This is a genomic window from Variovorax sp. AB1(2024) (assembly GCF_037482385.2).
Taxonomy (GTDB): domain Bacteria; phylum Pseudomonadota; class Gammaproteobacteria; order Burkholderiales; family Burkholderiaceae_C; genus Variovorax.
On record NZ_JBBHKP020000001.1, the window covers coordinates 5,238,440 to 5,251,525 of the forward strand.

Here is a 13,086-nt window from a genome sequence, read left to right on the forward strand (position 1 = left end):
TCTCCTCAACCCTGCGGCTCCAGCGCGCGCGGCGCCTGCACGGGCGCGGTGGACTCGGTGCCCAGCGCCTCCAGCAACAGGAAAAGCTTGCCCACGCCCGCATACAGCGCGCTGCCGCTCATGAGCCGGCCGTTGCGCACCGGGCGCCCGGTCAGCTGGCCCAGCAGCACGCGGGTGCGGTCGGCCCATTCGCCCTCGGCCTGCGCCAGCCGCCACACGGTGGTGGTCATCTGGCCGGCGATGAGCAGGCGCTTCATGTTGTTCGGGTCGCCCAGTTCGCCGATGCCGCCGACCAGTTGCACGCCGTCGCGCAGCAGGCGGAAGCATGGCTCGGCGTCGTTGGCCCAGGCCTGCCATTGGGCGAGCTGGCGCGCCTTCACCTCGGTGCCGATGTTCGTGAGCGCATAGCTCTGCGCCAGCACGTTGCCGCTGCGCGCGTCGAGCATGCGCGTGGCGACGCAGCGCAGCGCGGGCATGGCCTCGCGCCCGACGCCCGCCGCCACCGCGGCCGCGTTGAAGCGCAGCACCACGTCGACCTGCGCCTCGCAGCGCAGCGCGGCCTTGCCGCGGAAGCGCACGGCCTGCCCTTCGCTGAACTCGAAGTCCAGCCGCGCGAGCGTGTCGGGTGCGCCGGTGCGCGCATCGACCACCGCCGTGGAGCCCGGCGCGCGCGCCAGCCAGCGCTGGCCACCCGCCTGCCACTGCAGCATCGACTCGAGGCCGGGCAGGCGCGTGAGCACGTGCACCATCGGCTTGTCGCCGAAGTCCTGCTGGCGCAGCCACGGCACCTGGCGCGCGCCCGGCTTGCGGGAGGCGTCTTTCATGCCGCGCGTGGCGGCGGTGGAAAGCCATTGGTTGGGCGCGGCCAGCGGCAGGCCGCTGCGGTCCGACAGCAGCAGGCTGCCGTGGCATTCGTAGGCGTCGCCGCCTTCGTTGGAGCGCAGGCCGACCTGGCCGCACAGCGCAAGCACATGGGTCTCGCAGCCGGCGGCGATCTCGCCGCGCGCATGCACCATCAGGTCCTGAAGCACGGCCTTCTGGCCGATGTCTTCGTCGGCGGCATTGCGCCACAGCCCGCGCGCACGCTCGAAGCCGATCTGCGCGCCGGCCAGCGCGCTGGCGGCGGTGGCCAGTTCTTGCGCGTCGTGCGCCATCGCGCGGATCAGGTTCTGGTACTTCAGCCGCAGGCGGTCGGCTTCGCCCTGCGCCTGCACCACCTGCGCCGACGGCGCGGTGCCCGCGGGCTCTTCCTGCAGGTCGCTTTCGGCGGGCACGAACAACGGGTTGTGCTGGCGCGGCTGGAACACGCTGTCCACCAGTTGCGCGCGGTCGGCCTGCATCAGGTTCTCGGGCACCTTCTGGCCGCTGGAGATGTAGTGCACCGGCAGGCGATGGCGGATGACGGTGTCGATCAGCGCGCCCGGATGCGTGGACTCGTCGACCTTGGTGAAGATGCAGCCGGTCAGGTCGTTGCCGTGGCGGTAGGCGTGCACCACTTCGTTGAGCGTGTCGCCGTGGCTGGTGGCGTTGAGCAGCAGCAGCCGCTTCACCGGGCGCGGGCTCTGGCCCAGCATGGCGATCTGCTCGGGCACGGCGCGGTCGCGCTGGCTCATGCCGACGGTGTCGATCAGCACCATGTGCTTGTCGCGCAGGTCCTGCAGCACCAGGTGCAGGTCGGCCGCGTCCTTCACGGCGTAGACGGGCACGTTGAGGATCTGGCCGTAGATGCGCAGCTGCTCGTAGGCGCCGATACGGTAGCTGTCGGTGGTCACCAGCGCGAGCTTGTCGGCGCCGAAGCGCATCACGCAGCGCGCGGCCAGCTTGGCGGTGGTGGTGGTCTTGCCGACGCCGGTCGGCCCCATCAGCGCATACACGCCGCCCTGCGCGAACAGGGCGTCCTCGTCTTCATGCACGGGCACCGCGCGGATCAGCTCGGACCGCACGTAGGCCATGCCTTCGGCGTAGGTCTGGCCGGTGGGCAGCTTCTCGAGCATGGCCTTCGACAGGCGCGCGCTGAAGCCGGCGCCCAGCAGCGTGCGCAGCAGGCGGCCGCGCACCGGGTCGCGGCGCTGCTTGTCGTTCCAGACCACGCTGGCGAGCTGCTCTTCGATCATGCCGCGCATGGAGTGCAGTTCGTTGAGCACGGTGTCGCCGTGGAGCGCGGGTGCTGGCGCGGGCGCGGCCACGGGCTGCGGCGCGGGGCGCGCGGCCTGAACAACAGGTGCGACAGGTGCGACAGGTGCGACCGGAGCGGCCTGTGCAACGGGCGCCGCGACAGGGACAGCCGCAGGTGCGGGCACGGGTGCGGCCGCGGCAGCCGCCGGCGCCGCGTTGCGCGCTACGCCCTGCACGTCGCCCTCCACCATGGCGACGATCTCGACGCCCTCGGCGGTGGCACGGTGGGTCAGCACGATGGCGTCGGCGCCCAGCGCCTCGCGCACCAGCCTCAGGGCTTCGCGGCTGGTGGCCGCGACGAATTTGCGTGCGGTGGTGCGCACGTCGTTCTGCTGGGAATTCAACCTCGTCCTCCAATGGCGGCGGTGATCTTGATGGTGCGGGAATCAGGGATTTCCGCGTGCGAAAGAACCTTGAGCTGCGGCAGGCTGCGCCGCAGGAAACGCGACAGCAGCACGCGCAGCGAGTGCTGCACCACGAGCACCGGGGCCAGCCCCATCTGCTCCTGCCGCTGGATGGCCGCCTGCGCCTGGTGCAGCAGGTTGTCGGCAATGCCGGGCTCGATGCCGCCGCTGCTGCCCAGCGCCTGCTGCAGCACGCCGTCGAGCGCGCCGTCCAGGCCGATGACCTGCATCTCGCCATCGCCCGGGAACAGCTGCTGCGTGATGGCGCGGCCCAGCGCCAGGCGCGTGAGCGTGGTGAGTTCGGTCGGGTCCTTGATGGTCGGCGCGTGCTCGGCCATCACGTCGAGGATGGTGCGCATGTCGCGGATCGGCACCTCTTCGTCGAGCAGGTTCTGCAGCACCTTGTGCAGCGTGCTGAGCGACAGCACCTTCGGCACCAGGTCCTCGGTGAGCTTGGGCGCGGTCTTGGCGATCTGGTCGAGCAGCTGCTGCACTTCCTGGCGGCCCAGCAGTTCGGCGGCATGCGTCTGTATGAGGTGGTTCAGGTGCGTGGCCATCACGGTGCAGGCATCGACCACCGTGTAGCCGTACACCTGCGCCTGCTGGCGCTGGCTGGCGTCGATCCACACCGCGGGCAGGCCGAAGGCCGGGTCGCGCGTGGGCGCGCCGGGCAGCGTGCCCGACACCTGGCCCGGGTTGATGGCCATCCACTGGTTCGGGAAGGCCTCGCCGCGGCCGATCTCCACGTCCTTCAGGGTGATGACGTAGGTGTTGGGCTTGATCTCCAGGTTGTCGCGGATGTGCACCACCGGCACCAGGAAGCCGATGTCCTGCGCGATCTTCTTGCGGATGCTCTTGATGCGGCCCAGCAGCTCGCCCTGCTGCGACTGGTCCACCAGCGGAATCAGGCGGTAGCCGACCTGCATGCCCAGCGGGTCGACCATGGCCACGTCGTCCCAGGTGGCCTCGGCCATCTCGCTGCCGGGCGCGAGGTTGGCGGCCTGCGCGGCGGCCGCCTCTTGCGCCGCCTGCTGCTGCGGCTTGCGCTGCACCAGGCGGCGGCCCAGCCACACCAGGCCGCCCGCGATCAGCAGGAACGCCAGGTTCGGCATGCCGGGAATCATGCCCAGCAGGCCGACGATGCCGGCCGTCAGGAACAGCACCTGCGGGTTGGAGAACAGCTGCCCGGTGAGCTGGCTGCCGACGTCTTCGTCGGTGGTCACGCGCGAGACGATCACGCCGGCCGCGGTCGAGATCACCAGCGCCGGGATCTGCGCCACCAGGCCGTCGCCGATGGCCAGCAGCGTGTAGGTCTTGCCGGCGGTGGAGAAGTCCAGGCCGTGCTGCACCATGCCGACCACCAGCCCGCCGATGATGTTGATCACCATGATGAGCAGGCCCGCGATCGCGTCGCCGCGCACGAACTTGCTGGCACCGTCCATCGAGCCGTAGAAGTCGGCTTCCTGCGCCACTTCCTGGCGGCGCTTGCGGGCCACTTCCTCGCCGATCAGGCCGGCATTGAGGTCGGCGTCGATGGCCATCTGCTTGCCGGGCATCGCGTCGAGCATGAAGCGCGCGCCCACCTCGGCGATGCGGCCCGCGCCCTTGGTGATCACCATGAAGTTGATGAGCACGAGGATGATGAACACCATCACGCCCACCGCGAAGTTGCCGCCCACCAGGAAGTGGCCGAAGGCCTCGATCACCTTGCCCGCCGCGTCCGGGCCGGTGTGGCCGTTCATCAGCACCACGCGCGTGGAGGCCACGTTCAGCGACAGGCGCAGCAGCGTGGAGAACAGCAGCACCGCCGGGAAGGCCGCGAAGTCGAGCGCCTTCATGGTGTACATGCTCACCAGCAGCACCATCACCGACATGGCGATGTTGAAGGTGAACAGCAGGTCGAGCAGGAATGGCGGCAGCGGCAGCACCATCATGCTCAGGATCATGATGATGAGAATCGGCCCGGCCAGTCCCTTGAACTGCGATCCGGAGAACATCTGCGTCGGCAGACGCAACAGGTTGGTCATCGCGTTCATGCGGCTTTCGCTGTGTCTTTCACTGTGTATTCAAGGGCTTGCGGCACCTGCAGGTCGGTGGGGGTGCGCGGGGCGTCGCCGCCCTCGCTCTTCCAGCGCTTGAGCTGGTAGACCCACGCCAGCACTTCGGCCACCGCGGTGTAGAGGCCGCTCGGAATCTCCTCGCCCACCTTGGTGTGCTTGTAGAGCGAACGCGTGAGCGGCGGCGCCTCGAGGATGGCGACGTTGTGTTCCTTCGCCAGCGCGCGGATGCGCTCGGCGACCAGGTCGGTGCCCTTGGCGACCACGCGCGGCGCGCGCATGTCGCTGTCCAGGTATTTCAGCGCCACCGCGAAGTGGGTGGGGTTGGTCAGCACGATGTCGGCCTTGGGCACCTCGGACATCATCCGGCGCTTGGCGATCTGCTGTTGCTGGCGACGGATCTGCGCCTTGATGTGGGGGTCGCCTTCGCTTTCCTTGTGCTCCTGGCGCAGGTCTTCGCGCGACATGCGCAGCTTGCGGTAGTAGCTCCAGAGCTGGAACGGCACGTCGATCAGCGCCACCAGGAACAGCGTGGCCGCGATCAGAACGCAGTGCTTGGCCACCAGCACCAGCGCGTGCGGCAGCGCGTAGTGTGCGGGCTGTGCCATGAGCGCCATCACCGTGCCGATGTCGCCGGCGATCACCCACCATGCCACGCCGCCGATCAGCGCCGACTTGGCCAGCGCCTTGACCAGCTCGGCCAGCGACTGGGCGGAGAACATGCGCGCGATGCCGGCCAGCGGATTGATCTTGCTGAACTTCGGCGCGACGGCCTCGACGGAGAACATCCAGCCGCCGAGCATCAGCGGCGCGGCCACGGCCGCCACCATCATCATGGCGAACAGCGGGCCGATGGCCAGCAGCGTCTGCAGCCCCATGAGCCCGGTCTGGGCCAGCATGTGCGAGGTGTCGAACGCGCTGGCGCGCTCGAACTGCAGGCCGCGGCGCAGCGAGCCGTCCATGCTCTCGCCGAGCAGCCCCGCGCTGAACCACAGTCCCGCGCTCGCGGTGCCCAGCATCACGAAGGTGGTGAGCTCCCGTGAACGGGCAACGTTGCCTTCCTCGCGCGCCTTTTCCAGGCGCCGCTCGGAGGCGGGTTCCGTTTTTTCGAGATCGCTTTCCTCAGCCATTCATGCTCCGAACCAGCAGTGGCGAAGTACGCCTTGCTCATGACCAAATTATTGAATTCGGTCGTCCGGAACAATCTGCCGATAAGGGCCCTTATCGCCCTGCAGTTCGGCCAATGAAGCAGGGCCGGGCGGGCTCTAGAAGCCCAGGCTCTCCAGCAGGTCGTCCACCTGGGCCTGGTCGGTCACGGCCTCGGGGTTGCCAGGCTTGACCTGCGGGCCGTTCTGCAGGCTATGGGCGGCTTCCTGGCGCTTCTCGGGCGGGGAGTTGTCGATCAGCACCTGGAGCAGCTGCGTCTCCACGTCGTTGACCACTTCCATCATCTTCTTGATGACCTGGCCGGTCAGGTCCTGGAAGTCCTGCGCCATGAGGATTTCCATCAGCTGCGAGTTGATGGCGCTGGCGCGATCGGGCACCTCGTTGAGGTAGCCGCGCGTGTCCAGCACCAGCTCGCGCGCCTGGTCGAGCTCGAGCGGGTTCTCGAACCACTGGTCCCAGCGCTTGCTCAGGCCCTTGGCGTCGCTGGCAAGGGCTTCCTGCAGCGGCTGCGCCACGTCGATGGCGTTGAGCGCGCGGTGCGCCGCGCGCTCGGTGGTCGCCGCCACGTAGCTCAGGCGGTCGCGCGCGTCGGGAATGGCCTGGGCGGCCTTGGCCACCTGCTTGTCCAGACCCAGCTCGCGCAGGCCTTCGCGCAGCTGACGCGTGAGCTGGCCGATGCGCCCGAGCAGTTGTTCCGCGGTGTTGTTGGTGGAGTCCGCGGCCACCGATGCGTCCTGGCTCATGTCAGGCAGCCTCTTTGGCCAGCTTCTCGAAGATCTTGGTGATCTTCTCTTCGAGCGTGGCGGCGGTGAAGGGCTTCACCACGTAGCCGTTGGCGCCCGCCTGCGCGGCCGCCACGATGTTTTCCTTCTTGGCCTCGGCCGTGACCATCAGCACCGGGAGCTTCTTGAGCTCGGGGTCGGCGCGGATGGTCTGCAGCATGGTCAGGCCGTCCATGTTCGGCATGTTCCAGTCGGACACCACGAAGCCGAAATTGCCGCCGCGCAGTTTCTCGATACCGGCCGCGCCGTCCTCGGCCTCGTCGACGTTGAGGAACTCCAGTTCCTTCAGCAGGTTGCGCACGATGCGGCGCATGGTCGGGAAGTCGTCCACAACCAGGATTTTGATGCTCTTGTCGATCACGATATTTCCAACTCCAACAGGTCGATTTTCAAACTCGGTTCGCACGTTCGCCGAACGTGCGAAGGTGCGCCAGAACCCGGCGACTCACTTCACTCAGGGGGGATACGTCGTCCACCGCGCCCAGCGCGATGGCCTCGCGCGGCATGCCGAAGACCACGCAGCTGGCCTCGTCCTGCGCCAGCGTGTGGGCGCCCGCGCGCTTCATGCGCAGCAGGCCCTCGGCGCCGTCCTTGCCCATGCCGGTCAGGATGATGCCGATGGCGTTCTTGCCCGCGTACTTGGCGGCCGAATCGAACAGCACGTCGATCGACGGGCGGTGGCGGTTCACCGGCGGCTCCTGGTCGAGGTGCGCCACGTAGTTGGCGCCGCTTCGGCCCAGCGACAGGTGAAAGCCGCCCGGCGCGATGTACGCATAGCCCGGCAGCACGCGCTCGCCGTGCTCCGCTTCCTTGACGTTGATGCGGCACAGGCCGTCCAGGCGCTGCGCGAACGAACGCGTGAAGCCGGCCGGCATGTGCTGCGCGATCATCACCGCGGGCGAGTCGGGCGGCAGCGGCTGCAGCACCTCGCGGATGGCCTCGGTGCCGCCGGTGGAGGCGCCGATGATGATCAGCTTCTCGGTACTGAGCAGCGGGCTGCGCAGCAGCGATTCCTGCGGCGCGTCGGCCGGTGACTTGGCGGCGGCCGCGTGCCGGCTCGGCAGCAGCCGCGCGCTGGCGGCCGTGCGGATCTTGCCGGCGATGAGCTCGGTGTAGTTGAGCAGGCCGTCGCGCACGCCCAGGCGCGGCTTGGTCACGAAGTCGATGGCGCCGAGCTCGAGCGCGCGCAGCGCGATCTCAGAGCCGCGCTCGGTCAGTGAAGACACCATGACCACCGGCATCGGCCGCAGGCGCATGAGCTTCTCGAGGAACTCCAGCCCGTCCATGCGCGGCATTTCGACGTCGAGCGTGAGCACGTCGGGGTTGGTGACCTTGATGAGGTCGCGCGCCACCAGCGGATCGGCTGCAGTGCCCACCACGGTCATGTCGCTCTGGCTGTTGATGATCTCGGTCATCACGCTGCGGATCAGCGCCGAATCGTCGACGCACAGCACTTTTATTTTCTTGACGCTCACCGGTTTCCTTTGATGGCGGCCAGGGGCGCCATGCGGGCGCCCGGGGCGTTGCTTGTTTTCTCCAGGTCGGGCACCGCGCGCAGGCCGGACAGACTGCGCAGCAGTTCGCCCTCCTCGCGCTGGATCGACCGGACTTCCGTCTGCGCGCGCAGCTTGCGCACGATCGCCTTGCCGGTGGCCGGCATGAAGTACACGCGCCGCGCGTGCGGCCCGCGCAGGTCTTGCGCGGCGACCTCGATGCGCTCCGTGCGCAGATAGCGCAGCACGAAGTCCGCGTTGCGGTCGCCGATGTTCAGCGTGGTCATGTTGGCCAGCACCGCGCCGCCGCCGAACACCTTGGCCTGCAGCCGGTCGCGGCGCGCGCCCGCGCGCACCAGCTCGCGGATCAGCACGTCCATCGCGTAGGTGCCATAGCGCATGGAGTCGACCGGGTCGCGCATGCCGGACTCGCTGTCGTCGGGCAGCATGAAGTGGTTCATGCCGGCCACGCCGGCCTCGGCGTCGTGCAGGCACGCGGCCACGCAGGAGCCCAGCACGGTGCTCAGCACGGTGTCGTCCATCGTCACGTAGTACTCCGACGGCAGCAGCTTCACCGCCTTGTGGCCGACGTCGCGGTCGAAGTAGTGGTGGCTCGCCACCGAATCCGGCGCGCTGGGGCTGGTGTTGCTCATGCCGCGCCCGGGGCGCGCGTGCGCGCCAGTTCGTACACCGTCTGGCCCAGCGACTTGAACGCCTGGTTGACCAGCGACGCGTTCTCCGAATGCCCGGCGAACAGCAGCCCGTTCGGCTTGAGCAGCGGCACGAAGCGGTCGAGCACCTTCTTCTGCGTCGGCTTGTCGAAATAGATCATCACGTTGCGGCAGAAGATCGCGTCGACCGGCTCCTTCACGGACCAGGCGCTGTCCAGCAGGTTGAGCCGCGAGAACTTCACCAGCGCGGCCACCTCGGGGCGGATGCGCACCTTGCCCGCATTGGCGCCGGTGCCCTTGTTGAAGAAGCGCCGCAGCCGCTCCGGCGACAGCCGCGCGACCTGCTCGGTGGTGAACACGCCGGCCGCGGCCTTGGCCAGCACCGCGGTGTCGATGTCGGTCGCGATGACGCGCGCCGACCCCGCCTTGTCGCCCAGCGCCTCCATCAGCGTGATGGCGATCGAATACGGCTCCTCGCCGGTCGATGCGGCCGCGCACCACACCGTCACCGGCTGCGGCATCTTGCGCACATGCGCGGCCAGCGCCGGAAAGTGGTGCGCCTCGCGGAAGAACGAAGTCAGGTTGGTGGTCAGCGAGTTGATGAACAACTGCCACTCCCCGCCGTCCGCGCTGGACTCCAGCCAGTCGAGGTACGTGGAGAACTCGGGGAGCTGAAGCTCCCTCAGGCGACGCGAGAGCCGGCTGTACACCATCTGCCGCTTCTGGTCGCCAAGGGCGATGCCAGCGCGGCGATGGATGAGGGTCCGGATTCTCGAGAAGTCGCTATCGGTAAAGAGGAACTCGTTATTCACAGCCAGCCTGGAAGCATGGCTTTCAATGTACATACCGCTCCCCGTTTCCAATGGAGCGATCAGATGCACAAAAGCCCTGCACTTTCAATGTCATGTCAGGGCCCCGCCGCGGCCGGACTCGCGTCCTGGGACCACACCAGCGCCGAAAGTTGCGCCGCGTTGACCTGCGCCGCGCTGAGGAAAAGAGCCTCGGCCAGGCGCGGGGCCTGGCCGTCGTCCAGCTCGCAGCTCTCGGCCAGCGCCACGAACGGCCCGTAAAGGCCGCCGCGCGACAGGATGGCCTGCTGCACCGACTCGGTGAGCTGCACCTTGCGCAGCACGCCTTCCATCGACACGCCCAGCAGCTGGTCGAGCAGCGAGAACATGCCCGCCACGAACAGGTTGTCGGATTCGCTGGGCGGCAGCATGCCCTGCCCCATCAGCTCGACGAAGCGGCCGCGCACGATGGCCTTCTTCATCATGAACGGCGAGCTGGCCTTGTTGCTGGTGGCCAGCAGCAGCGACAGCCAGCGGTACAGCGGCGAATATCCGAGCATGGCCACCGCATGGCGCAGCGAATGGATCTCCACCGCCATGCCGACCGAAGGCGAATTGATGTAGCGCAGCAGCCGGTAGGTGAGCGCCGCGTCGTGCTTGAGCGCGGCCTCGATGACGCGCACGTCTTCGTTGCGCTGGATCATCTGCATGAGCTGCACGATCAGCAGCGACTCGGGCTGCAGGGCGTCGTCCACGTCGCGCACCGGCGGATTGCGGAACGCGCCGTCGATGAACACGTTCACGCGCCGCGCGGCGCAGGCGTCGAATTCCTTCCAGGTGTTCACGCGGGGCGCCACCAGCTCGACCGGCGGATTGCCCTGCTGGGTTTCCTGGCGCACGCGCAACACGGTCTCGGCGTCCAGCGCGTCCACCTCGAAGTGGGTGACGATGGCCCGTAGCTCGGGGTCTTCCGGCAGCCCCGCGGCGCCGCGCAGCATGAAGCCGAAGCCCTGTTCGCACAGGAACAGCAGAATGGAGCGCAGCTCGGCGTCCATCAGGTCTTCCTTGTCCATGCACAGCACCACGCTTTGCGCCGGCAGCGACTGCAGTTCGCTCTGGAACAGCGCGTCGACCGAGACATCCACGAACAGCAGCATGGCGCCGAGCTGCCAACCGCCGTCCTCGGGGTTGAGGTGCAGCGCCGCCGTGTCCATCAGCGCCTTGATGCCGGAGCCCGCCTGGGCGGCCGCCAGTTCGCCCGCCGGCCGCCAGGCCAGCCGGTAGCCGGTGACGCGCCGCTGCGCGTCGAGCAGCATGGCGTAGGCCACGTGGCCGTTCGCGGCGGCATCCTGGCCGCGCGCGGCTTCGGTGCCGTCCGCGCCATCGGCGCCGCCGGAACCCGAACGTCTGAAGAAGTCGAAACGCATTCAGCTGTCTCCGTGGGTCTCAGAGCGCGATGGCGTCGGCCCTCCGGGAGGCTCCCGCCAGGGCAGCCGCGCTCGCGGCTTGCGCGCGCTGGATGCGTGGCATGGCGCCCACGTCGATGATGAAGGCCACGCTGCCGTCGCCGAGGATGGTCGCGGCAGAGATGCCGGGCACCTTGCGATAGTTGGTTTCCAGGTTCTTCACCACCACTTGGTGCTGTCCGAGCAGTTCGTCGACCAGCAGCGCGAAGCGGCTGTCGTCGGCCTGCACGATCACCAGGATGCCCTGCGTCGGATGCGTCTGCGCGCCCGCCACGTCGAACACGCGGTGCAGTTCGATCAGCGGCAGGTATTCGCCGCGCACGCGGATCACGTGGCCGTCGGCGGTGATGGAATGCAGGTGCTCCGGCAGCGGCTGCAGCGACTCGATCACGTAGCTCAGCGGCAGGATGTAGGCCTCGTCGCCCACCTTCACCGACATGCCGTTCAGGATGGCCAGCGTCAGCGGCAGCACGATGCGCGTGGTGGTGCCCTGCCCGCCGCGCGAGTGGATTTCCACATGGCCGCCCATTTCCTGGATGTTGCGCTTGACCACGTCCATGCCCACGCCGCGGCCCGAGATGTCGGTCACCTGCTCGGCGGTGGAGAAGCCTGGCGCGAAGATGAGTTGCCACACCTCCTCGTCCGGCATGGTCTCGCTCACCGCCATGCCCTGCTGCATGGCCTTGGCCAGGATGCGTTCGCGGTTGAGGCCGGCGCCGTCGTCGCTCACCTCGATCACGATGTTGCCGCCGTGGTGCTGCGCCGACAGCAGCAGCTGGCCGGTGGCGTCCTTGCCCTTGGCCAGGCGCACTTCGGGCGTCTCGATGCCGTGGTCGAGGCTGTTGCGCACCAGGTGCGTGAGCGGGTCGACGATGCGCTCGATCAGGCCCTTGTCGAGCTCTGTTTCCTTGCCGTAGGTGTCCAGGCGCACCTGCTTGCCCAGCTTGGCGCTGACGTCGCGGATCACGCGCGGGAAGCGGCTGAACACGTAGTCCATCGGCATCATGCGGATGGACATGACCGATTCCTGCAGGTCGCGCGCGTTGCGCTCCAGGTGGCCGAGGCCGCTGAGGAAGCGTTCGTAGGCCACCGGGTCGAGCATGGTCGCGGCCTGCGTGAGCATCGACTGCGTGATGACAAGTTCGCCCACGAGGTTGATGAGCTGGTCGACCTTCTCCACGTCGACGCGGATGGAGCTGGATTCCTTGGCGGCGGACGCCGCGGCGGGCGCTGCCGCCACCGGCGCGGGCGGCGCGGCCTGCACAGCCGGCGCGGCGGCGGCGACCACGGCCGGCGGCTTGGCGGGCGCCTCGGCCGGTGCCGCCGCCGCGGGCTCGGGCGCCGCCACGGCGCCGGCCGCTTCGCGCGTGATGTCGATCTGCGATTCGTCGATGACGAAGCAGCACACGGCGACGATGTCGTCGGGGTCGCAGGTGGTCTCGAGCAGCACCGTCAGCTGGTCGTTGGTGCGCGTGCGCGACACCACGTTGCCGAGGTTGGAGAGTTCGCCGGCGAGCAGGTCGCATTCGCTGTCGGAGAGGCGGGCGAAGCGGATGCGCAGCACGCCGTCGCCGGCGGGGGCGGCGGCCTCGGCCGGCGCCGCGGCGGGCGCGGGTGCGGGAGCCGCTGCGGGCGCGGGGGCCGCCGCCGTGGCGGCAGCGTGCGCCGCAAGGCTTTCGTCGCCGCTTTCCAGCGCGAGTTGCTGAAGCACGCCGCAGATGTGCGCGACCATGTCAGGGTTCGGCTCCTGGCCGGCCTGGTATGCGGTGAGTTGTTCTTGCAAGGCGTCCTTCGTTTCCAGAAATGCATCGATCATTCGACCGTTCAGGCTCAGCTGCCCGTGGCGGGCGCGGTCCAGAAGCGTTTCGAGCACGTGCGTGGTGTTGGTCAAGGCGGTGAAACCGAACGTCGCCGCACCGCCCTTGATGGAGTGCGCGGCGCGGAAGATGGCATTGAGCTGCTCGCTGTCGGGAGCATCGACGTCGAGCTCCAGCAACAGTTGCTCCATCTCCGCGAGAAGCTCGATGGCTTCGACGAAGAATGCCTGGGTGAATTGACTGAGGTCCATCTCGTTGCTCCGGGC

At 68.5% G+C, this 13,086-nt stretch carries 10 protein-coding genes; all 10 read right to left on the reverse strand.

From position 1 onward, the window contains the following. Positions 1-5 precede the first annotated feature (5 nt). A complete protein-coding gene (flhF, locus tag WIX39_RS24500) occupies positions 6-2,519 on the reverse strand; it encodes a flagellar biosynthesis protein FlhF (RefSeq protein ID WP_409196073.1) in 2,514 nt (837 codons plus the stop codon). Further along, positions 2,516-4,615 carry a flagellar biosynthesis protein FlhA gene (flhA, locus tag WIX39_RS24505; RefSeq protein ID WP_081266206.1) on the reverse strand — a complete coding sequence of 700 codons (2,100 nt, stop codon included), beginning with the start codon at positions 4,613-4,615 and terminating at the stop codon, positions 2,516-2,518. The genes flhF and flhA overlap by 4 nt, the downstream gene beginning before the upstream one ends. After that, a complete protein-coding gene (flhB, locus tag WIX39_RS24510; RefSeq protein WP_409196074.1) occupies positions 4,612-5,766 on the reverse strand; it encodes a flagellar biosynthesis protein FlhB in 1,155 nt (384 codons plus the stop codon). Before flhB ends, flhA begins: the two co-directional genes overlap by 4 nt. 135 nt (positions 5,767-5,901) lie before the next feature. Continuing rightward, positions 5,902-6,546 (reverse strand): protein phosphatase CheZ, encoded by a 645-nt coding sequence (gene cheZ / locus WIX39_RS24515; protein WP_081266204.1) that lies wholly within the window; start codon positions 6,544-6,546, stop codon positions 5,902-5,904. 1 nt (position 6,547) lies between these two features. Continuing rightward, positions 6,548-6,943: a chemotaxis response regulator CheY gene (gene cheY, locus WIX39_RS24520; RefSeq protein WP_172839779.1), complete on the reverse strand. Its 396-nt coding sequence runs from the start codon at positions 6,941-6,943 to the stop codon at positions 6,548-6,550. Positions 6,944-6,974: 31 nt separating this feature from the next. Beyond that, a complete protein-coding gene (locus WIX39_RS24525) occupies positions 6,975-8,000 on the reverse strand; it encodes a protein-glutamate methylesterase/protein-glutamine glutaminase (RefSeq protein ID WP_253819748.1) in 1,026 nt (341 codons plus the stop codon). Between the two features lie 56 nt (positions 8,001-8,056). Continuing rightward, positions 8,057-8,731 carry a chemoreceptor glutamine deamidase CheD gene (gene cheD / locus WIX39_RS24530; RefSeq protein ID WP_409196075.1) on the reverse strand — a complete coding sequence of 225 codons (675 nt, stop codon included), beginning with the start codon at positions 8,729-8,731 and terminating at the stop codon, positions 8,057-8,059. After that, the gene (locus WIX39_RS24535) at positions 8,728-9,594 is read right to left on the reverse strand and encodes a CheR family methyltransferase (protein WP_106937137.1); all 867 of its coding nucleotides are present in this window, start codon (positions 9,592-9,594) and stop codon (positions 8,728-8,730) included. The genes cheD and WIX39_RS24535 overlap by 4 nt, the downstream gene beginning before the upstream one ends. Before the next feature lie 62 nt (positions 9,595-9,656). Continuing rightward, positions 9,657-10,964, reverse strand: a complete 1,308-nt coding sequence (locus tag WIX39_RS24540) for an EAL and HDOD domain-containing protein (RefSeq protein ID WP_409196076.1) — start codon at positions 10,962-10,964, stop codon at positions 9,657-9,659. A 19-nt stretch (positions 10,965-10,983) separates the two neighbouring features. Then, positions 10,984-13,071 (reverse strand): chemotaxis protein CheA, encoded by a 2,088-nt coding sequence (gene cheA / locus WIX39_RS24545; protein WP_409196077.1) that lies wholly within the window; start codon positions 13,069-13,071, stop codon positions 10,984-10,986. Between the last annotated feature and the right edge of the window lie 15 nt (positions 13,072-13,086).

What these genes read in the sequence shown, in the direction of transcription:
- flhA (WP_081266206.1), bottom strand. Translation starts at nt 4,615, where the DNA reads ATGAACGCGATGACCAACCTGTTGCGTCTGCCGACGCAGATGTTCTCC.
- flhB (WP_409196074.1), bottom strand. Translation starts at nt 5,766, where the DNA reads ATGGCTGAGGAAAGCGATCTCGAAAAAACGGAACCCGCCTCCGAGCGG.
- cheZ (WP_081266204.1), bottom strand. Translation starts at nt 6,546, where the DNA reads ATGAGCCAGGACGCATCGGTGGCCGCGGACTCCACCAACAACACCGCG.
- WIX39_RS24525 (WP_253819748.1), bottom strand. Translation starts at nt 8,000, where the DNA reads ATGACCGAGATCATCAACAGCCAGAGCGACATGACCGTGGTGGGCACT.
- cheD (WP_409196075.1), bottom strand. Translation starts at nt 8,731, where the DNA reads ATGAGCAACACCAGCCCCAGCGCGCCGGATTCGGTGGCGAGCCACCAC.
- WIX39_RS24535 (WP_106937137.1), bottom strand. Translation starts at nt 9,594, where the DNA reads ATGTACATTGAAAGCCATGCTTCCAGGCTGGCTGTGAATAACGAGTTC.
- WIX39_RS24540 (WP_409196076.1), bottom strand. Translation starts at nt 10,964, where the DNA reads ATGCGTTTCGACTTCTTCAGACGTTCGGGTTCCGGCGGCGCCGATGGC.
- cheA (WP_409196077.1), bottom strand. Translation starts at nt 13,071, where the DNA reads ATGGACCTCAGTCAATTCACCCAGGCATTCTTCGTCGAAGCCATCGAG.